This window comes from Beijerinckia sp. L45, from assembly GCF_009765775.1.
In the GTDB taxonomy this organism is placed as follows: Bacteria; Pseudomonadota; Alphaproteobacteria; order Rhizobiales; family Beijerinckiaceae; genus RH-AL1.
On record NZ_LMUU01000132.1, the window covers coordinates 50,046 to 68,388 of the forward strand.

17 protein-coding genes are annotated in these 18,343 nt (G+C 65.2%); 6 read left to right on the forward strand and 11 right to left on the reverse strand.

Annotation, left to right across the window (positions count from 1 at the left end):
* The 8 genes from GSQ79_RS13910 to GSQ79_RS13945 form a co-directional block, all read right to left on the reverse strand.
* On the reverse strand, positions 1-377 hold a 377-nt coding region (locus GSQ79_RS13910), incomplete at its 3' end, for a DUF927 domain-containing protein (protein ID WP_210253085.1).
* Positions 378-637: 260 nt separating this feature from the next.
* A protein-coding gene (locus tag GSQ79_RS13915; protein ID WP_158809300.1) for an IS5 family transposase occupies positions 638-1,398 on the reverse strand; the annotation gives its coding sequence in 2 pieces (ribosomal slippage) (positions 638-1,065 and positions 1,065-1,398; 762 coding nt in all).
* Between the two features lie 72 nt (positions 1,399-1,470).
* Positions 1,471-2,502, reverse strand: a complete 1,032-nt coding sequence (locus GSQ79_RS13920; protein WP_158809301.1) for a BMP family protein — start codon at positions 2,500-2,502, stop codon at positions 1,471-1,473.
* Positions 2,503-2,539: 37 nt separating this feature from the next.
* Complete coding sequence (locus GSQ79_RS13925; protein WP_158809302.1) at positions 2,540-3,541, reverse strand: ABC transporter permease; 1,002 nt, start codon at positions 3,539-3,541, stop codon at positions 2,540-2,542.
* Positions 3,538-4,572, reverse strand: coding sequence for an ABC transporter permease (locus GSQ79_RS13930; protein WP_158809303.1), 1,035 nt, complete (start codon positions 4,570-4,572; stop codon positions 3,538-3,540). The genes GSQ79_RS13925 and GSQ79_RS13930 overlap by 4 nt, the downstream gene beginning before the upstream one ends.
* Positions 4,569-6,125: an ABC transporter ATP-binding protein gene (locus GSQ79_RS13935; RefSeq protein ID WP_210253086.1), complete on the reverse strand. Its 1,557-nt coding sequence runs from the start codon at positions 6,123-6,125 to the stop codon at positions 4,569-4,571. The genes GSQ79_RS13930 and GSQ79_RS13935 overlap by 4 nt, the downstream gene beginning before the upstream one ends.
* A gap of 6 nt (positions 6,126-6,131) precedes the next feature.
* The gene (locus tag GSQ79_RS13940) at positions 6,132-7,388 is read right to left on the reverse strand and encodes a RidA family protein (protein ID WP_158809304.1); all 1,257 of its coding nucleotides are present in this window, start codon (positions 7,386-7,388) and stop codon (positions 6,132-6,134) included.
* Between the two features lie 172 nt (positions 7,389-7,560).
* A complete protein-coding gene (locus tag GSQ79_RS13945; RefSeq protein WP_158809305.1) occupies positions 7,561-8,217 on the reverse strand; it encodes a GntR family transcriptional regulator in 657 nt (218 codons plus the stop codon).
* 96 nt (positions 8,218-8,313) lie between these two features.
* Between GSQ79_RS13945 and GSQ79_RS13950 the strand changes: the two genes are divergently transcribed.
* Positions 8,314-9,717, forward strand: coding sequence for an NtaA/DmoA family FMN-dependent monooxygenase (locus GSQ79_RS13950; protein ID WP_158809306.1), 1,404 nt, complete (start codon positions 8,314-8,316; stop codon positions 9,715-9,717).
* 20 nt (positions 9,718-9,737) lie between these two features.
* Here the strand turns inward: GSQ79_RS13950 and GSQ79_RS13955 are convergent, their stop codons facing one another.
* Positions 9,738-10,487, reverse strand: a complete 750-nt coding sequence (locus GSQ79_RS13955) for an isocitrate lyase/phosphoenolpyruvate mutase family protein (protein ID WP_158809307.1) — start codon at positions 10,485-10,487, stop codon at positions 9,738-9,740.
* A gap of 188 nt (positions 10,488-10,675) precedes the next feature.
* Positions 10,676-12,091, reverse strand: a complete 1,416-nt coding sequence (locus GSQ79_RS13960) for an FAD-binding oxidoreductase (protein WP_158809308.1) — start codon at positions 12,089-12,091, stop codon at positions 10,676-10,678.
* Between the two features lie 293 nt (positions 12,092-12,384).
* Here GSQ79_RS13960 and GSQ79_RS13965 point away from each other — a divergent pair, with 293 nt between their 5' ends.
* The 5 genes from GSQ79_RS13965 to GSQ79_RS13985 all read left to right on the forward strand — a co-directional run bounded on the left by GSQ79_RS13965 (position 12,385) and on the right by GSQ79_RS13985 (position 17,907).
* Entirely contained in the window at positions 12,385-12,777 is a 393-nt protein-coding gene (locus GSQ79_RS13965; protein ID WP_158809309.1) for a ParB N-terminal domain-containing protein, read from the forward strand.
* Between the two features lie 231 nt (positions 12,778-13,008).
* A complete protein-coding gene (locus tag GSQ79_RS13970) occupies positions 13,009-14,583 on the forward strand; it encodes a hypothetical protein (protein WP_158809310.1) in 1,575 nt (524 codons plus the stop codon).
* Positions 14,584-14,627: 44 nt separating this feature from the next.
* Positions 14,628-15,836 carry a RimK family alpha-L-glutamate ligase gene (locus GSQ79_RS13975; protein ID WP_158809311.1) on the forward strand — a complete coding sequence of 403 codons (1,209 nt, stop codon included), beginning with the start codon at positions 14,628-14,630 and terminating at the stop codon, positions 15,834-15,836.
* Complete coding sequence (locus GSQ79_RS13980; protein ID WP_158809312.1) at positions 15,833-17,338, forward strand: aminotransferase class V-fold PLP-dependent enzyme; 1,506 nt, start codon at positions 15,833-15,835, stop codon at positions 17,336-17,338. Before GSQ79_RS13975 ends, GSQ79_RS13980 begins: the two co-directional genes overlap by 4 nt.
* A 161-nt stretch (positions 17,339-17,499) precedes the next feature.
* Entirely contained in the window at positions 17,500-17,907 is a 408-nt protein-coding gene (locus GSQ79_RS13985) for a cupin domain-containing protein (protein WP_158809313.1), read from the forward strand.
* A 20-nt stretch (positions 17,908-17,927) separates the two neighbouring features.
* Here the strand turns inward: GSQ79_RS13985 and GSQ79_RS13990 are convergent, their stop codons facing one another.
* Entirely contained in the window at positions 17,928-18,320 is a 393-nt protein-coding gene (locus GSQ79_RS13990; protein ID WP_158809314.1) for a hypothetical protein, read from the reverse strand.
* Positions 18,321-18,343 lie beyond the last annotated feature (23 nt).

An 18,343-nucleotide genomic window follows, 5' to 3' on the forward strand; every position in this document is an offset into this window, starting at 1 on the left:
CGTAAATAGAGAGTGCGAAGCTCGAGCAGCTTAATGACGACAAGAGCGGTGCAGCAAAGACTGCTGACAAAGCCATCACGGCGGTGCTCGAGCGCAACGTTGATGAGGTCTTTCCAACCTTGAAGCGTCCCGCGTAAGTCAAGGTTCTGAGCAAGAGCGCTTAGCGGCGGCGGCAAGACCGACCCGTCTTCCGCACCAACAACCTCTCGGTGAGTAACATAGCGCTTACCTGCATCGCGCCAGCCCGTATGTCCGGCGCGATGCGTCACCGGCGCGTCACTTTGCGTCGCAACGATTAACTCGCCGCGACAGTGGTCGAGCCCGGATACATCAGCACGGTTTTTGAGAAGCAGCTTACGGGACGTTGTGCGGTTCACGGACTTCTCGCGGTACTTCTACGCGAACGCGAGGATCGCTGACGCCGTCGGCTTCGTAGATGTCGGCCCAGCTTCCGTCGCGCTCGTTACAAAGCTGCCCGACTTTTTCGATATGATCTGTCATGAGGTTTCCAATGTTTGATGAAGGAGGACGTGGTGCACGTGGTGCACGGGCATTTCCGAGGCATAGGGGCAGGCCGAGCTATCGCTGGCTGGGTTGCAGTTCCCAAAACTCACTGTTGAGCCACTAGGCTCAGGACTTATTGATCGATCCAGAAGATGACGGTGGCCGCGATGCAGATGGCTGACATAAAGGTGTGGGCGCAGCGGTCGTAGCGGGTGTGGATGCGGCGCCAGTCCTTCAGCTTGCCGAACATGTTCTCGATCTTGTGGCGCTGGCGATAGAGCAGCCGATCGTGCGGGATCGCGATGGTTCGGTTGGCTCTGGATGGGATGCACGGGGTGATGCCGCGCTGCGTCAAGGCGGCGCGAAGCCAGTCCGCGTCGTAGCCTTTGTCGCCGAGCAGCGCCCCGGCTGACGGCAGGGCGTCGAGCATCAGCGCGGCGCCCGTGTCGTCGCGCATCTGGCCTTCGCTGAGCAGCAGGATCAGTGGGCGCCCATAGCCATCGCAGACGGCGTGCAGCTTGGAGTTCAGGCCGCCTTTGGTGCGTCCGATATGTCGGGGAACAGCCCCTTTTTGAGCAGACTGGCCGCCGTGCGGTGGGCCTTGAGGTGGGTCGCGTCAATCATCAGCTGATCGGGCTTGCCGCCTTTGGCCGAGAGCCTTGCGAAGATCGCATTGAAGACACCGAGGCGGCTCCAGCGGATGAAGCGATTGTAGATCGTCTTGTGGGGACCGTACGCCGCAGGCGCATCGCGCCAGCGCAGCCCGTTGCGGATGACGAAGATGATGCCGCTGATGATCCGCCGGTCGTCGACCCGCGGGATCCCATGCGAGAGCGGAAAGCACGGCGCAATGCGACGCATCTGCGCCGGTGAAAGCCAAATCAGATCACTCATGACGGCACCTCCTGGTACCGTCACTGAATCAAGCGATCGTCTCATCCGCAAGTCGCTTGATAGGTCCTGAGCCTAGTGAGCCTTAAGCGTCGCCAGATCGTATTGCTCGGATTTGCCGGGCTCGGACAGGGCGGGAATCTTGAGCTTGCCGGTCTTGATGTCGGCGGTCAGCGTCTGCACGGTGGCGAGAACATCGGCGGGGATCGTCTTGACGAGGGCCGGGTTCATCGCCAGAGCGCCGATGCCGCCCGCCATGCCGACGGCATAGGGCTTGTCCGGCGTCAGCGAGCCGTTCACCGAGCCCTCGACCATCGTGTCGAGCAGCAGCGGGATATTGGCGAGGGCGCTGGTCAGGACCGTTTTCGGCGACAGTTGCGACTGGTCGGAATAGGAGGCGATGGCCAGCGCGTCGTTGGTTTCCGCGGCGGCGTAGATGCCGCGCGAGGCCTGATCCGTGGCGCTGTAGATCACGTCGGCGCCGGCGTCGATCTCGGCCTGCGCGGCTTCCTTGGCCTTGCCGGCATCGTCGAAACTGTTGATGTAGGTCGAGAAGGTCTTGATGCCGGGCTTGCCGTAGCGGGCGCCGAGCCGGAACCCTTCGGCCTGCCAGGTGATGTTGGAGAAATTGAAGCTCGCGACGACGCCGACCCCGCCGGTCTTGCTCATCTTGGCGGCGAGATAGCCGGCGATGAACGAGATATCCTGCATGGCCGGCGTGTAGGTCCACACGTTCTTCACCGATTTGGGCGCCACGGCGATCAGGAAGTTGGTGTTGGGAAAGTCCTTGCCGGCGTTATAGGCCGCATCGGCGAACGTGCCGCAATGGAGCACCACGGTCTGGTAGCCGCGCTTGGCGTAGTCGCGCGCGGCCACTTCTGCCTGGGACGGCGACAGGCTCTCGCTCGAGTCGATCGTCATCGTGATCCCGGCCTTCGCCAGATTGTCCTTGGCCGTCTTCACGCCGATGTAGCCGGCTTCGCTCCACGAACCGTCGTTGATCTGGCCGCAGGGAATGAAGGCGACTTTGACGTCTTTCGCCCAGGCGGTCGTGGTGCACAGCATGGCCGTTCCGGCCAGCAGCGCAGTCGGCATGGTCATTGTCATCATGGAACTCCTCGAAGGATCAGGGTCAGGACGGCGTTCAGCTGCGCGTTCCGGCAGGCAGGGCGTTGGCTGTCGCGACGCGGCGAGAGCGTGAAAGGCGGCGGCGCGCATAGGGCTTGTTGATCGCCGCGGGGTAGCCAGCGCGGGCCGCGGCGAGCGTGACGACCACGATGGTCAGGAGGTAAGGCAGCCCGACCAGCAGCGGGCCGGGAACGATCGAGCCGCCGATCTGCATCCGCAGCTGCAAAGCGTCGACGGCGCCAAACAGCAGGGCGGCCAGCGCCACGCCCCAGGGACGCCACGCGCCGAAGACGACGATCGCGAGCGCGATGAAGCCACGCCCGGCGACCATGCCGTCGACATAGGCGCCGACCTGGGCGATCGAGAGCGTCGCACCGGCGAGGCCCGCCATGGCGCCGCCGATCGCGGTAGCCTGCAGACGGATCCGCCAGACGTCGAGGCCGGCGCTGTCGACCGCCTCGGGGTTCTCGCCGGCAGCCCTCGCGCTCAGGCCCCAGGGCGAGCGCTCAAGCAGAAACCAGAAGACCGGCACCAGCGCGTAGGCGCAATAGACGATCGGCGTCTGCGCGAAGAAAGGTTTTCCGACAAACGGCAGAGTGCTGAGCGTCGGCACCCGGTAAACCGGTATGCTCGGCAGTTGCGCCACGCTATGGGCGGAGACGAACAGCCGGGCATAGACGAAGCTCGCCAGCCCGAGCGCGAAAATGTTGAAGACGACACCGGTGACGATCTGGTCGGCGCCGCGGATCACAGTCAAGAAGCCGAACAACAGGCCGGCCAGCGCCCCGACGGCGATGGCGACGCCGAAACCGATCCAGGGATTTCCCGTCCAGAATGCCGCGAGGAAGCCCGCAATCGCGCCCAGCGCCATCATGCCCTCGACGCCGACGTTGAGAATGCCGGCGCGCTCGCAGACACTCTCGCCGAGGCCCGCGAAGATGAGCGGCGTCGCGACCCGGATGCTGGCGCTGAGCAGCGGGATCCAGAAGGTGATTTCCAGCAGAGAGGCCCACGTCATGTCCGCCGCTCCATCAGGCGCGTGCCGAGGATCAGCAGGATCAGCAGGGCCTCGATGATCGAGACCAGCGACACCGGGACGCCGAGCGCACGCTGCATGCCGCCGGATCCGACGTTGAGCGCCCCCAGGGCAAAGGCGACGACCACCGCCCACAGCGGATCGAGGCGCGCCAGCAGCGCGACGACGATGCCGGTATAGCCATAGCCCGGTGAAAGCCCGTTGGGCAGGTCGTGATAGATGCCGGCGACCTCGCCGAAGCCGGCGAGCCCAGCCAGGCCGCCGGCCCCGGCAAAGCTCAGAAAGCGCACGCGGTCGACGTTCATCCCGGCGAAACGCGCGGCGTGGATGTTCGCGCCGATCGTGCGCACACGATAGCCGAACACCGTCCGCTTCATCACGAAGGCGAGGCCGGCGGCGGCGGCCAGTGCCACGAGGAGATTGGCGTTGACCCGCGTCCCGGGCACCAGACTGGGCAGGAACCCGGCCGGCGCGATCGGTCCCGTCGCCGGGGTGATGCCGGACGCCCAGGGGCCGCCGATGAGATAGGTGGCGAGCGTGACGGCCAAAAAGTTCATCATCAGGGTGACGATGACTTCGCTGGCGCCGAAACGCAGCCGGAGCAATGCCGGGATCGCGGCCCACGCGGCGCCCGCGACGAAAGCGCCGACGATCATCGCAGGAAGCAGAAGCGGCCCGGGCAGGTCGACGTGGTTGAATCCCAAACCAACGGCGGCGATCGCGCCGAGGTAGAGCTGGCCGTCGGCGCCGATGTTCCAGAGGCCGCAGCGGAACGCGAGGATGACCGACAGGGCGGTCAGGATTACCGGCGTGGCGTAGACGAGGTCCTCGCTCAGCGCGTCCACCGAGCCGAAGGCACTGCGAAGAATCTCGACATAGGCGCGCAGCGGATTCACGCCGGTCGCGAGCAGAACGAGCCCTGCGGCGGTCAGCGAGATGACCACGAGCCCCAGGCCCAAAACAGCCTGCGAGCGCATCGCAGCAGCGAGTTTGGGCGCCGCGACGGCGGTCATGCCGCCTGCTCCGCCGCTGTGCCGAGCATCAGCGCGCCGATCGCTTCGACGCTCGGATGGTCGAGCACGCCGGCGATGCGGCCCTCCCGGAGCACGGCGACGCGATCGCTCAGCGCCAGAATCTCGTCGAGCTCGGCGGAGACCAGGAGGATCGCCATCCCGGCGTCGCGCTGTTCGAGCAGGCGCGCATGGACCTCGCTGATCGCGCCGACGTCGAGGCCCCGGGTCGGCTGCATCGCGATCATCACCTTCGGCTGGCGCGACAGCTCGCGGGCCAGCACGAAGCGCTGCTGGTTGCCGCCCGACAGCGAGCGCATGGCGGCCTGCGGGCCGCTGCATCGCACCGCGAAAGCGGCAATCAGCGCATCGGTGAAACGGGTCACCGCACCCTGGTCGACCAGACCGCGGCGCTGGATCCCGCGCCGCGCGTGGTCGACGAGAACGGCATTGTCGGTGAGCGGGAAGTCGAGGACGACCGCGTCCCGGTGACGGTCCTCCGGCACATGGGCGAGGCCGCTCGCCAGGATGGTCGCGGTCGGCCGGTTGGTGATGGCCTCGCCATCGAGGATGATCTCGCCCGACGTGACGCGCCGTAGGCCGGTGATCGCGTCGGCGAGCTCCTGCTGGCCGTTGCCGTCGACGCCGGCAATGCCGAGGATTTCGCCCGCTGCGAGCCTCAGATCGAGACCGCGGAGACCGGGACGCCCGCCCTGACCGGGGACGTGGATGGCCTGCATCTCCAGCATCAGCGCTCCCGGCGCGCGCGCCGTCCGCGGCACGGCAGCCTGGAGGCTACGGCCAACCATGTGGGTCACGAGGTCGTCGGCCGCGACCGCGGCGGTCGGCCAGGTGCCGATCAGCCGGCCGCGGCGCATCACGCTGACGCGATCGCTCAGACGCATCACCTCGGCGAGCTTGTGAGTGACGATGAAGATGCCGTGCCCTTCGGCGCAGAGCTCGCGCAGCGTATCGCCCAGCGCCTCGACCTCACGCGGCGTCAGTACCGCCGTCGGCTCGTCGAGGATCAACGCGCGCGCCCCGCGGACCAGCGCCTTCAAGATTTCCACACGTTGCTGCGCGCCGACGGACAGTTCATCGACCCGCGCATCGAGATCGACGTCGATGCGGTAGCGGGCCGCCAGCGCCGCGAGCTTGGCGCGAACGGCGCGCTTGCGGACCATGAACCGGCCCGACAGCGGCGTGCCGAGGATCAGGTTTTCCAGCACCGACAGCGTCGGCACCAGCATGAAGTGCTGATGAACCATGCCGATCCCCGCCGCGATGGCATCGCGCGGCGAGCGAATGATGAGCGGCTGGCCGTCGCGTTCGATCGTGCCGGCGTCCGGCATTTCCATGCCGTAGAGGATCTTCATGATCGTCGACTTGCCGGCGCCGTTCTCGCCGAGCACGGCATGGATCTCACCGGCGCGGAGATCGAGCGTCACGGCATCGTTCGCCGTGAGCGGTCCATAGCGTTTGGTGATCCCGACCGCCGCCAGACGCCAGGGTGATGGCCCGTCTTCGATCGTCATGGCGGGATGATCGAATGCCATGCCCGATCAGGATCGCTTGGCGGCGATGAGGTCGATCTCGACCAGCGTATCCTTCACCAGCAGGCCCGTGGTTCCGACCGTCGTCCGCGCGGGCGGCGTCTTGAAATATTGCTTCCACACCTCGTCGAAGCCGTTGAAGTCGGCGAGATCGGTGAGAAACACCTGCGCCTTGACGACATCGTCGAGCGAACTGCCCGCGGCCGCGAAGGTCTTGGCGAGGTTCTTCAACGTGTAATGCGTCTGCAGCTTGATGTCGGAGCCATAGAACGGGAAGGCAGGATCGCGCCGCGCTTCCGACGGAACACCCGTCGTGAAATCGGAGGCGAATTGTCCGGCCGCGAAGATGAGATCGCCGACGCTGTGCGCTTCCGAGTAATGCGCCAGCGGCCGCGGCGCGTCGGAGACGCTGACGGCGCTGCCGACGCCATCGACGGGGACGTGGCCGATGAGGTCGATCTCGATCAGAGCATCCTTGATGAGGAGACCGCTGGTGCCGACGGTGGTGCGGGCCGGCGGGACCTTGAAGTAGGTCTTCCAGACTTCGTCGAAAGCCGCAAAATCGTTGAGATCGGTCAGGAAGACCTGGGCCTTGACGACGTGGTCGAGCGAGGTGCCGGCGGCGGCGAAAGTGGTCGCCAGATTCTTCAGGATGTAATCCGTCTGCAGCTTGATGTCCGAGCCGTAGAAGGGGAAGGCCGGGTGTTTGCGCGCGCTGGCCGGGATGCCGGTCTTGAAGTCGGTCGCGAGCTGCCCGGCCGCGAACACCATGTTTCCGACGCGGAACGCCTCGGTGTAGTGGGCGATCGGCGCCGGCAGGCCGGACTTGATCACCGTGACATCGAGACCCGGCCGCGGCACATAGCCGATCAGGTCGATCTCAATCAGCGCGTCCTTGATCAAGAGATCTGTGGTCTGCACCGTGGTGCGCGCGGGCGGCGTCTTGAAGTAGGTTTTCCAGACTTCGTCGAACCCGGCGAAGTCGGCGAGATCGGTCAAAAAGACCTGGGCCTTGACGATATGATCGAGCCCGCTGCCGGCGGCCTCGAACGTCGTCGCGAGGGTCTTCAGGATGTAGTCGGTCTGCAGCTTGATGTCGGAGCCATAGAAGGGAAAAGCCGGATGGCGCCGGGCCTTGTCGGGAATACCGCCCTTGAAATCCGTCGCGAGCTGACCGGCCGCGAAGACCAGATCCCCGACGCAGAACGCCTCCGTATAGACGGCAAGCGGCTTGGGATTGTCCGAACTGACGGCACTGACCTTCATCGTTGACCTTCAAACTAAATACCGTCGCGCAGGACTGCGGCGGCAGGCTCAAAAGGTCGCGTTATTGATATCTCAGGTCAAGCGCATAGTTTGCGCTGAGCCGTTCCGTAAAATGAGCAGGTTGCTCTATTTTTAGAGCCTACTGAGATATCACAGACTGGTCGGGTCGCGACTATGGGACGATGGCCATCCGGGCGAGCGACGCCAGAATCCGGCGCTTCCCGCGCTCGATGTGCTGCGCCACCAGGCGCACGGCTTTGCGGCCCTCGCCGGCCTGGAGCGCGTCGATGATGGCATTGTGCTCCGCCAGCATCGAACGGGACTCCGTCGCCTTCGAAGTCGCGAGATCGAGCACGACCAATCGGTCGAGCTGCTCGATGACGTCGCGGGCGGCGGCGCGGATCCGGCCGTTCGGGCTCATCATGGCGATCGCGACGTGGAAGTCACGGTTGTAGCCGACAAAGCCGCTTTCGCCGCCCCAGGCCTCCAGGGTACGAAACCGATCGAGAGCGGCAAGATCTGCACTTTCGCCCGATGCCGCCGCGTGTTGCACGGTCGCGGTCTCCATCAGCAGACGCAGATCGAAGATATCGGCGGCGTCCGACAGCGACACCGGCGCAACGCGATATCCCTTGCGGGGCTGGACGATGACGAGGCGGTCGGCCTCGAGGCGCATCAGTGCATCCCGCACCGGCGATTTGCTCACCGCGAAGCGCGTGGCGAGTTCGCCCTCGTGGATGTTTTGCCCGGGCGCCAGGGCACAGGAGAGGATGTCTTCACGAAGCTGCAGATACAGGTTTTCGCGACGCGGTTCGGGCTGTTCACTCACGTCGACGTCATCCTCCGGCGCGGCACCGTGGTGGGCCGGCCACCCTGACTAGCACGTTCTTTTTCTGGCCGCCTGATATCTTAGCGAATACGATTTATGCGGGCGAGCGAGGGGGGTTGGCAAGGGTTTTGCGCGGCGCTCGGCGAAACTGGAGGCGTCGTGAAACCACAGATCCATCTCGCGCTCGACCCGTCGTGGACACAGGTCGAAACCCAATGGCGTTCGCCCGGATCGCGGGTCGGACCCCGGTACCCGGATGTCGCAATGTTCGAAGACATGGCGCGGCTTGCGGAACGCGGGCTCTTCGACATGATCTTCTTCGGCGACGGCACCGGCATTCCCGACACCTGGACCGGCGGCATTGCGGATGCCGTGACCTACGGCGTGGCCTGGCCGCGGATGGACATGAGCCCGTGGATCACCGCGATGTCGCGCGTCACCAGCCATATCGGTTTCGGGCTGACCTACGCCTCGACCTTCATGCATCCGTTCTATACCGCGCGGCTGCTGAATTCGCTCGACCACATCACCAACGGGCGCATGGCCTTCAATGTCGTCACGTCGCAGCGGCGGTCCGATTACGCCAATTACGGTTTTGACGGGCTCGTCGATCATGGCGAACGCTACGAGCGGCTCGAAGAATTCGTCGATGTCTGCCGCGCCTTGTGGGACAGCGTGGAGCCGGATGCCTTCGTGTGGGACACGACGACCGGCATGGTCGCCGATCCGGCCAAGATCCATCCTATCAACCACGTCGGCAAGGTGTTCAAGGTCAAGGGGCCGCTCAACGTGATGGCCTCGCCGCAGCGCCATCCGGTCGTGCTGCAGGCCGGCGGCTCGCCGCGCGGCACACGGGCGGCAGCCCACGTCGCCGACCACGTCTTCGGCCTGACGAAATCCATCCCGGCAATGCGCAAGCAGCGCGACGATCTCGATGCCGCGCTGCGGGCCGAGGGCCGTGATCCCGCAGGCGTCGGCATCATCTGGTCGATCCGCACCATTGTCGGCGAGACCCAGGCCGAGGCCAAGGCCTTGCACGAAAGCCTCATCGCCGACGTGCCGCGTGAAGCCGTGGGCGTGTGGCTTTCGCACAATACGGGATATGACATGGCGCAGCTCCCACCGCGCTTTTCCCTTGGCGAGCTCCAGGCCCGGATCGTCGCCGCGAACGCCTCCCCGGTCGGCTTCGTCGGTCTGCTGTCGGAAAAATACGGCGATTCGACCGAATTTTCGCGCGACGAATTTTTCGATCATGCGCTCCATGCCGCGACCGGATATGACACAGCGCTCGTCGGCGACGCACGACAGGTCGCCGACCGTCTGGAAGAACTGTTCGAGGCGACAGGGAGCCGCGGCGGTTTCATGATCACGTTGTCCCAGGCGGCGCCGCCGCGCACGCTGGAAAATCTCGTCGATCATCTCGTGCCCGAGCTGCAGCGACGCGGCCGCTACCGGACCCGCTACGATGGCAAGACGCTGCGGGACAACCTGGCGACCTGAGCGGCTTATGCCAGCGCCGCTCAGTCCTCGCAGGCCTTCAACGCCTGGGAAGCGCTGTCGAACGCTGCCCAGGTTCGCTTGGCCAGACTGCCGCCCACGCTGCAGCGACGGACTCCGAGCTTGGCCAATGCGCGGATGTTGTCGTCGTAGTCGCCGACCACGACGGTGACGGGTTTGGGCGCGACCGCGGCGACCAGTTCCGCCACGGCGCCATGATCGAGAATGAAGGGGACGAACAGGCAATCGGCCCCGGCCTCGGCGTAAGCGACCGCACGGGCCAGGCTGTCGCTGGTCGACATGCCGGGGACGCGAAAGTTCTCGTTACGCCCGATCAGCATCACGCTTGGATCGGCAGCATTGATCGCCTCGCGCGCGGCAGCAATGCGGTCGACCGCGAGGCCAAGCTCGTACATCGTGCTGCCCGACCAGTCTTCGATCGAAATGCCGGCCACGCCCGTTCCAACCGCCAGCGCGACATTCGTCGCGACCGCTTCGGGCCGATCGGCGAAGCCGTTCTCGAAGTCCGCATTGACCGGCAGATCCGTGGAATCGACCAGCATGGCGAGATGCGCAAGCACTGCGTCGCGGCTCAACCCGCCATCGTCCTTGCCTGCGGCCCAGGCGGCGCCGGCGCTGGTCGATGCGATCGCCTTGAAACCGCGTTTGGTCAGACGGATCGCGCTTCCCGCATCCCAGGCGTTAGGAATGATAAAGAAGCCGGTCTTGTGCAAGGCCCGAAAGGTGGCGCGCTTCTCGGTGATCGTCGGCATGCTTGACTCTCCCGTCGTTTCTGGGCGTTCAGCCGGGCCGGCCGCCCATTTGTGAGGGAAGGCAAGAACAGGCCAACGTTCGCCCGGCTCGTCGGCCAACGCGTCCGACCGGCGATCGAACTCTGGCGTTCAGATGGATTTCAAGCAAGATCACCGGACGGCGCAAGCATTCTGCCCCTGTAGGCCGATCACGCGGGATCGACCAAGGCCCCGGCGTTCATGATGTTGTCGGGGTCATGGGCCGTCTTGAGACGCCGCATCAGCGCCAGCCGCACGGGATCGCCATAACGCTCCAGGAGATCGCGCTTCAGGCGCGCCACACCATGCTCGCCGCTATAGGTGCCGCCGAGGCCGAGAGCGATCGCGTAGAGGCGGTGCGACAGGTCGCCTTCGATCAAGTCGGTGAACGCCAGGCGCTCGGCGCCAGGCGGCACGAGGACGTTGTAATGCAGGTTGCCGTCGCCGAGATGCCCGTAGACGGAAAGGCGGAGGCGCTCGTCGTAGCAGCGGACGGTCTCGCCCGCCGCCGCGAGGAAGGGCTCGATGGCGCCAAGCGGCAGGGAGATATCGTGCTTGACCGAGCCGCCGGCCTTCTTCTCGCCCTCGGGAATGCTTTCGCGCAGCGTCCACATCGCCGCGCGCTGGCGGTCGTTCTGGGCCAGCAGCGCATCGCTCACCCAGCCCGCTTCGACCATCGCCTCGAGGGTGCCCGTCAGCAGATCATCAAGCGGCAGACGCGTCGACGAGGAGGAAAACTCGATCAGCAGCGCCCCGCCGGGACCCGCCTTCAGAGCGCCAGGCTGGGCACCCTGCACGAGGGCGATCGCCGGCGCCGTGATGTACTCGAACGAGGACACCAGATCGGCGCTCTCGCGACGCGTGACCGCCAGCATCCGGGCGAGCGGCGCGTCGGCCGCGAGTTCGACCCAGACGGTCGCGCGCGCCACAGGTTTGGGACCAAGCTTCAGCACGACGCCGGTGACGATCCCCAGCGTGCCCTCGGACCCGATGAAATTCTGTTTGAGATCGTAGCCCGTATTGTTCTTCCGCAAACGGCCCATGTCGTCGAGCACGTCGCCGTTCGGCAGGACGACTTCAAGGCCGAGCACGAGATCGCGCGTTATGCCGTAGCGCAGGACGGACAGACCGCCGGCGTTGGTGCCGACATTGCCGCCGAGCCGGCAGCTGCCTTCAGACCCTAAACTGAGCGACAGCATGAGATCATGATCGAGCGCGGCCTTCTGGGCATCCGCGAGGATCACGCCGGCATCCGCCGACAGGGTGTGGCCGAGAGGGTCGACCTCGCGGATGCGGTTCATCCGCTCCAGGCTGACGACCAGTTGCCGGCCGCTCATGTCGGGGGTGGCGCCGCCGCAGTAGCCGGTGTTGCCGGCTTGCGGGACGAGCCCGAAGCCGTGGCGGGCCGCGAGACGGGTGATCTGCTGCACCTCTGCGGTATTGGCGGGGCGGAGCACCGCCGGTGTCGTGCCACGCAGAAGATCGCGATGATCGACGACGTAGCGCTCGACGAGGTCGGCGCTTGTCACCACCCCCGTCGCGCCGAGGACGTCGCGGAACACATCGATCGGGTCGTCGGAACGCATGATCTCTCCTCGCGAGGCGGCGGATGGACGGGGTGACCGCGTGACACAAGATCGCGACTCCGCATCGCTGGCGCCAGAGGTATCGCGTGCCTGTCGCCACTGCAATGAAGCGCCGAGAACAGGACCGTCAACGCGTCAAGGGGTCGACGCCATTGGCGCAGCCGCCGGCCCGTCCGATCGCAGCGTCCCGCGGTCAGGCTCACCCAAGCTTCGGGCGCTAGGACCGATGTCTTGGTCGAGGCGACAACGTAAGACCAGCGACGGGTTGGCCTCTGGCAATGAGCGGTAGCGGCATGTCTGATGTTGAGGCCTTGATCAGAATGGTGCCGGAGCACAAAATATCGGCAAGCGAAGAGACGGATCCGGACACGCTGACCAATCTCTTCAAGAAGATCGTTGCCGACGGCTATTGGACGCACCCCATCGTCCTCGAAGAAGACAATCTGGTCGTCATGGACGGCCACCACAGGCTCGCCGTCGCCAGATCCCTCAAGCTGCGGGCCGTGCCGGCCGTCCTCTATTCCTATCGCGATGTGCGCGTCGAAAGCCGGCGGGACGATCGCACCGTCAGCCCCGCGCAAATCATTCGATGCGGCCTGACGAATACGCTGATGCCCGCAAAGACGACGCGCCATTGCTTTCCGACCACGCTGACCTGTTCCATTGCGCTAAGCGACTTGATGTGAGCGCCGATAAAACGGCTGGCTACGCATTGGTCGACCAAACGTCCGGCAAAGGGGCGGCGGTTTGGCTTGGAACAATACGCGACACTTTGTCGTGAGGTCCGAACATCGATCGCGCAGGCTGCCGAAGACAAACGTCGAACGCCGTCACAAGAATCTGTTAACCATACCGGGCACACAATCGCGGACCGAGCGCTTCGGTTCGACGTCCGAGCGGGCCGTGAGGTTTTAGTTGTGAAGCCTGCCACCAGCATAGAGACCGACGCGAGACGATCGGCGTTGGCGCCCGGCGTCCTGCGGGATACGGCCACCTATCTCGCTGCGGGGGGCGACAGCCGCCTGGATCTGGATGCTGCCACGGACCTCAACAAGTATGGCTGCTCGGTTGTCCCTCGGGGATCGGCGGCGAACTTTGGGTCCTCGACCGCGAGCTCGATTTCGCCGCGCGCATTCCAGCGCGTGGAACGCGCCTTGGCGTCGTGGCATAGCGCGACCGCATCGCAGGGACAGGCTGCGGCGCTCGATCGCCATGTCGACGCCATGCGCGATGAACTCGCGGATCTTCTCGGCCTGAGCCAGGTCGACGTCGACATCATCTTGTCGCCGTCCGGCACGGACGCTCAGCTGCATGCCCTTGCGTTGTTCCACGCGGCAACGGCTGTCCCGGTGGCAACCATCGTCGTCGGCGCGGACGAGACCGGAAGCGGCGCCGTCTTCACCGCCGCGGGGCGTCACTTCGATGTCGTCACCGCAACGGGAAAGCGGGTGCAAAAAGGCGCACGGATCGATGGGATGACGCGGGTCGCGCCGACAACGCATATCCCGGCCAACGGCCCCGATGGCCCCCGTTCGACCGACGAAATCGATCGAGACCTCGTCGCGGCCATCAAGGAAGCGGACCGGAACGGCTACAAAATCCTGCTCCAGGCGATGAACGCCTCGAAGCTCGGACGCCGATATCCCAGTGACAGCTGCCTTGCCGAAATCCGCGTGCGCTGGAGCGGGACGGTCCAGATTGTGATCGATGCCTGCCAGATGCGTCTGAGCCGGCGCCGGCTACGCCACCACCTGCAGTGTGGCGACATGGTCATCGTCACGGGATCGAAGTTCTTCACCGGGCCCGCCTTCAGCGGCGCGCTCCTGGCCCCGTCGTCGTTTTGCGACCGACTTTCCGGGCCCGGCGATATTCCATCCGGAATGGCGGACTACATGCTGCGGTATCAGTGGCCCGTCAGACGGCGGCACATCCGAACGGCGTTTGCCGAGACCGGATGCCCGGGCGCGTGGCTGCGCTGGGAGGGCGCCCTGGCGGAAATGCGTTCCTACTATTCCGTCCCCCATCACTTTCGCACACACGCCTTGCAAAGGTTTTCTTCCGCCGTCGGTAAGCTTTACGGCGATGGATGCCGGCCCACGACATTTGACGGTGACCCCGCCGCAGATGTGATGGATGAAGAGTTCGCGGTTCGAACGCTGTTTCCGTTCGTTCTTCATGAAAAGGGCACGCCTGTCTCGCCGCAACGGGCAAGCCTGCTGCATCGACAGTTGAACAACGATACGCGTCTATCGCCGATGACGGCGGAGATCCGCAACCCCGCCTATCGCATGTACAGCATCGGCCAGCCCGTTCTGCTGGAACGCGACGGGCAGGCGACGGCCGCGTTGCGGGTCAGCGCGGACGCCCGATACGTCACGGATTGTTGGGCCTCAAGCTTCGACGTCTCGAGCAAGCGGATAGAGGCGCATCTTCTCGATCTGAAAAGCATGTTTGCCAAAATGGAAGCCTTGCAGGCAAAGGATACGACGTGACCGCGAGTCTCAATTCATCCGCTTGGCTTGGGCCGGAGGCACCGATGACTCCGACGGATGGGCACGAAGCCGACGTCCGCTGTCACGACAGGACGGGCCTGGCAACGCTCGTCCGCGCCGCCATGGAGGGCGGCGACATGCTGCAGGTCCGGGACGATCTTTTGCGCTCTGACAACGACCATGGGGCGGCCATGGACTTGGCGGTCGTCGAGCAGCTGCTCGGGAATCGCGCGCGGGGGTTGGAGATCCAGGCCGCAGCGCTTCAGCATGCCCGATGCTTCCGATCGCGCGGCTATCCGCTGGCACCGCGCCTTCGCGTTCTTGCGCTGGCCGCGCCGGTCGACATCGGCGCCAACACACCGATCGAGTTTCTCATCAGAGACGAAACCATCGAGCTGAAGACCCTGTATTTCGTTCCAGGTCTACCGGCGGATCTGATCCCGGATCATGATGTCGCGATCGTCACGATGTCGGACGAGGAGGTCTCGACGGCGAGCCTCGACCAGATCAAGACGCTGGCGGCGACGTGGCCCAAACCGATGTTGAATCGGCCGGATCGGGTCGGCAATACCGATCGCGATCGGCTCTATTCCTTGATCCACACCGTCCCCGCTTTGAAAATCAACCCGACGGTCAGGATCGAGCGCGATAAGCTCGAAGCCATCGGTGGCGGGCGCGAGACGTTCGTGGGCGACATCGCCTTTCCGATCATCGCAAGGCCCGTGGGGTCCCACGCGGGACACGGCCTGCAGCGGCTCGTCGGTCCCGGCGACGTCGAACCCTACCTCGCGTTCCAGCTGAGCTCGGAATTCTTTATCTCCCCCTACACGGACTACAGCAGTCCCGACGGCCTGTTCCGAAAATACCGCGTGGTCTTCGTCGACGGGCAGCCCTATGCCTGCCACATGGCGATTTCCGAGCAATGGGCCATCTGGTACCTGAATGCCGAGATGGAGGCCTCGGAGGCGAAGCGGCTCGAGGAGGCGCATTTCATGGCGCACTTCGGCGCGGCCTTCGGCCTGCGCCACGCGGCGGCACTAGCGGATGTCGCGCTTCGTTTGGGACTGGACTACTTCGTGATCGACTGCGCGGAAACGAAAGACGGAAAGCTGCTTGTCTTCGAGGCCGGCGTGACGATGATCGTCCATGATCTGGATCAGGCTGAGATGTTTGCCTATAAGCCGCCGCAGATGCGCAAGGTGTTCGCCGCCTTCACCGCCATGCTCGATCGAAAAGCTGCGGAGCGTCAATGACGATCGCCGACGGAAGCGCCTCGACTGCGGATCTCGACCCGGCCGATTGGGCGCAGGCCCGCGCGCAGGGCCATAAGATGCTCGATTCGATGATGGACTTCATCGAGAACGTCCGCGACCGTCCGGTGTGGGAACCCATGCCGCCAGAGGTTCGCGCCCATTTCCGCGAAACGCTTCCCGACGCCGGTCAGGGCCTGGACGCGGTCTTCGAGGAGTTTTCGACCTTCATCCAGCCCTACAGCACCGGCAACGTCCATCCCCGTTTCATGGGATGGGTCCACGGCGGCGGCACCGTTACCGGAATGCTCGCCGAGATGTTGGCGGCTGGTTTGAACGCGAACCTGGGCGGCCGCGACCATGCCCCGATCGCCGTAGAGCAGCAGATCGTCCAATGGCTCCGAGACCGCTTCGGCCTGCCGGATGCCGCAAGCGGGCTGTTCGTGACAGGTAGTTCGATGGCGAACCAGATTGCCGTCTGGGTCGCGCGCAATAAGGCGCTCGGTCCCGACGTTCGCGAGAACGGCGTCACGACGGAGCGAGGCCTTGCCCTGCGGGCCTACACGTCGGCGGCCGCCCATTGCTGCGTCGCCCAGGCCATGGATCTGGCGGGCCTTGGAACGGCAGCGCTGCGAATCATTCCGGTCGACGACTCCCACAGGATGGACCTCCGTGCTCTGCAGCAGGCGATGGAGACGGATCGCCGCGAGGGGCTCGTCCCCTTCTTCGTCGCCGCGACCGCGGGGACGGTCGATGTCGGCGCCATCGACGATCTCGATGCCGTCGCCACGATCTGCCGCGCCCAGAATGCCTGGTTTCATGTCGACGGCGCTTTCGGCGCTCTGGCCGCGTTCTCCGAATCCAAGGCATCCCTGCTGGCGGGAATCGAGCGCGCCGATTCCATCGCCTTCGATTTCCATAAATGGGGGCAAGTTCCCTATGACGCCGGTTTCGTCATGGTGCGCGACGGGGCGGCCCACCGCGCGACGTTCTCGGCGCCGGCAAACTATCTCGGGCGCGCGAGCCGCGGTCTTGCCGGCGGCGACATCTGGCCCTGCGACTTCGGGCCGGATCTCTCGCGCGGTTTCCGGGCCCTCAAGACATGGTTCACGCTCAAGACCTATGGCGCCACGGGACTCGGGGCCGTGGTCGACCACACGTGTCGTCTCGCGTCGCACCTGCAGGGACTCATCGAGTCCACGCCACAGCTTGAACTCCTTGCGCCGGTTGCGCTCAACATCGTTTGCTTTCGCTACATTTGTGCCGACGCCGATCGCGTCAACGCGGAGATTGTGATGAGCCTGCAGGAGTCGGGAATCGCCGCGCCTTCCACGACGAGAGTTGGCGGAAAACTCGCCATACGCGCGGCGATCATGAACCACCGGACGCGCCTCGAAGACGTCGATGCGCTGGTCCAAGCGGTGATCATGCTGGGATCCGCAGAGGTCGAGCGGCGCGTTGCCCCGACCGTTGAAGCGACACGCATCCTGGCTGAAGCCAGTTAGCCGGAGCTTGGCGCCGCGGGAACGCGCGGCGCCAAGAGGGGGCAGTCCGTTGGCGCTTGCCATCTGCGAGCCGCGCTTCTAAGCCGGACGGCTCTTCCGGCTACCAGGCAAGCTCGGCCAGGGCTACAGTCTGCGACCCCCACTCCTAGGACATGCCAAAGATGGACATCACACGCAGCGGCTCTCAGCCCTCCGCAAAGGGACCGGCCGAATGGTTCACCGGCACGGTCCGGATCGATGCCCCATTCGCCGGGACGGAGCCGGCGCGCATCGGTGGCGCCGTCGTTACCTTCGAGCCGGGCGCCCGCACGGCCTGGCACACCCACCCGCTCGGCCAAATGCTCATCGTCACAACCGGCTCGGGCTGGGTTCAGCGCGAGGGCGGCCCGATCGAGGCAATCCGCCCCGGTGACGTCGTCTGGTTCCGCCCCGGCGAGAAACACTGGCACGGCGCCTCCGCGACGACGGCAATGACGCATATCGCCATCGCGGAAAAGCTCGACGGCAAAGTCGTGGACTGGTTGGAGCACGTCAGCGACGCGCAGTATCAGGCCGGTCAGACAGGCTGATTCTCGGACCGGCGGCGCCTTCACGCCTCGTGCATCCGCTCGATCTGGAGCCGGCGCCCCCAGCGGTCGAAAAGTTCGCCTTTCTGCAGAACGAGCCGGTCCGCGATCAAGGCGACCTCGAGCTCCCGCAGCCGCGCTTTGGCGTCGGGATCGGCAAAGATCTGCTGAAACTCGTCCTGGCCCGCGAAGACGGCGAGACTGTCCCAGATCACGCCGGCGCCGTTCAGCGTCTCGGTCAGGTCCGCCCACGGCACGTCGTCGCCGATCACATGGAGATAGGACGAGCACAGCGGGCTGAGCGTCGTCGGCTCTTCCTTCATCAGGATCAGGAACATCGTGAAGGCGCCCTGCCGGGCAAAGGTCTGCTTGAGCCAGGTCTCGAAGGCATTGGGCGGGGCTTTGGAAGTGGCCAAGGAAAGCATCCAGAAACGAAGAG

Coding starts and splice junctions, on each gene's coding strand:
- GSQ79_RS13920 (WP_158809301.1), bottom strand. CDS start 2,502: ATGACAATGACCATGCCGACTGCGCTGCTGGCCGGAACGGCCATGCTG.
- GSQ79_RS13925 (WP_158809302.1), bottom strand. CDS start 3,541: ATGACGTGGGCCTCTCTGCTGGAAATCACCTTCTGGATCCCGCTGCTC.
- GSQ79_RS13930 (WP_158809303.1), bottom strand. CDS start 4,572: ATGACCGCCGTCGCGGCGCCCAAACTCGCTGCTGCGATGCGCTCGCAG.
- GSQ79_RS13935 (WP_210253086.1), bottom strand. CDS start 6,125: ATGGCATTCGATCATCCCGCCATGACGATCGAAGACGGGCCATCACCC.
- GSQ79_RS13940 (WP_158809304.1), bottom strand. CDS start 7,388: ATGAAGGTCAGTGCCGTCAGTTCGGACAATCCCAAGCCGCTTGCCGTC.
- GSQ79_RS13950 (WP_158809306.1), top strand. CDS start 8,314: ATGCGGGCGAGCGAGGGGGGTTGGCAAGGGTTTTGCGCGGCGCTCGGC.
- GSQ79_RS13955 (WP_158809307.1), bottom strand. CDS start 10,487: ATGCCGACGATCACCGAGAAGCGCGCCACCTTTCGGGCCTTGCACAAG.
- GSQ79_RS13960 (WP_158809308.1), bottom strand. CDS start 12,091: ATGCGTTCCGACGACCCGATCGATGTGTTCCGCGACGTCCTCGGCGCG.
- GSQ79_RS13965 (WP_158809309.1), top strand. CDS start 12,385: ATGTCTGATGTTGAGGCCTTGATCAGAATGGTGCCGGAGCACAAAATA.
- GSQ79_RS13975 (WP_158809311.1), top strand. CDS start 14,628: ATGACTCCGACGGATGGGCACGAAGCCGACGTCCGCTGTCACGACAGG.
- GSQ79_RS13980 (WP_158809312.1), top strand. CDS start 15,833: ATGACGATCGCCGACGGAAGCGCCTCGACTGCGGATCTCGACCCGGCC.
- GSQ79_RS13985 (WP_158809313.1), top strand. CDS start 17,500: ATGGACATCACACGCAGCGGCTCTCAGCCCTCCGCAAAGGGACCGGCC.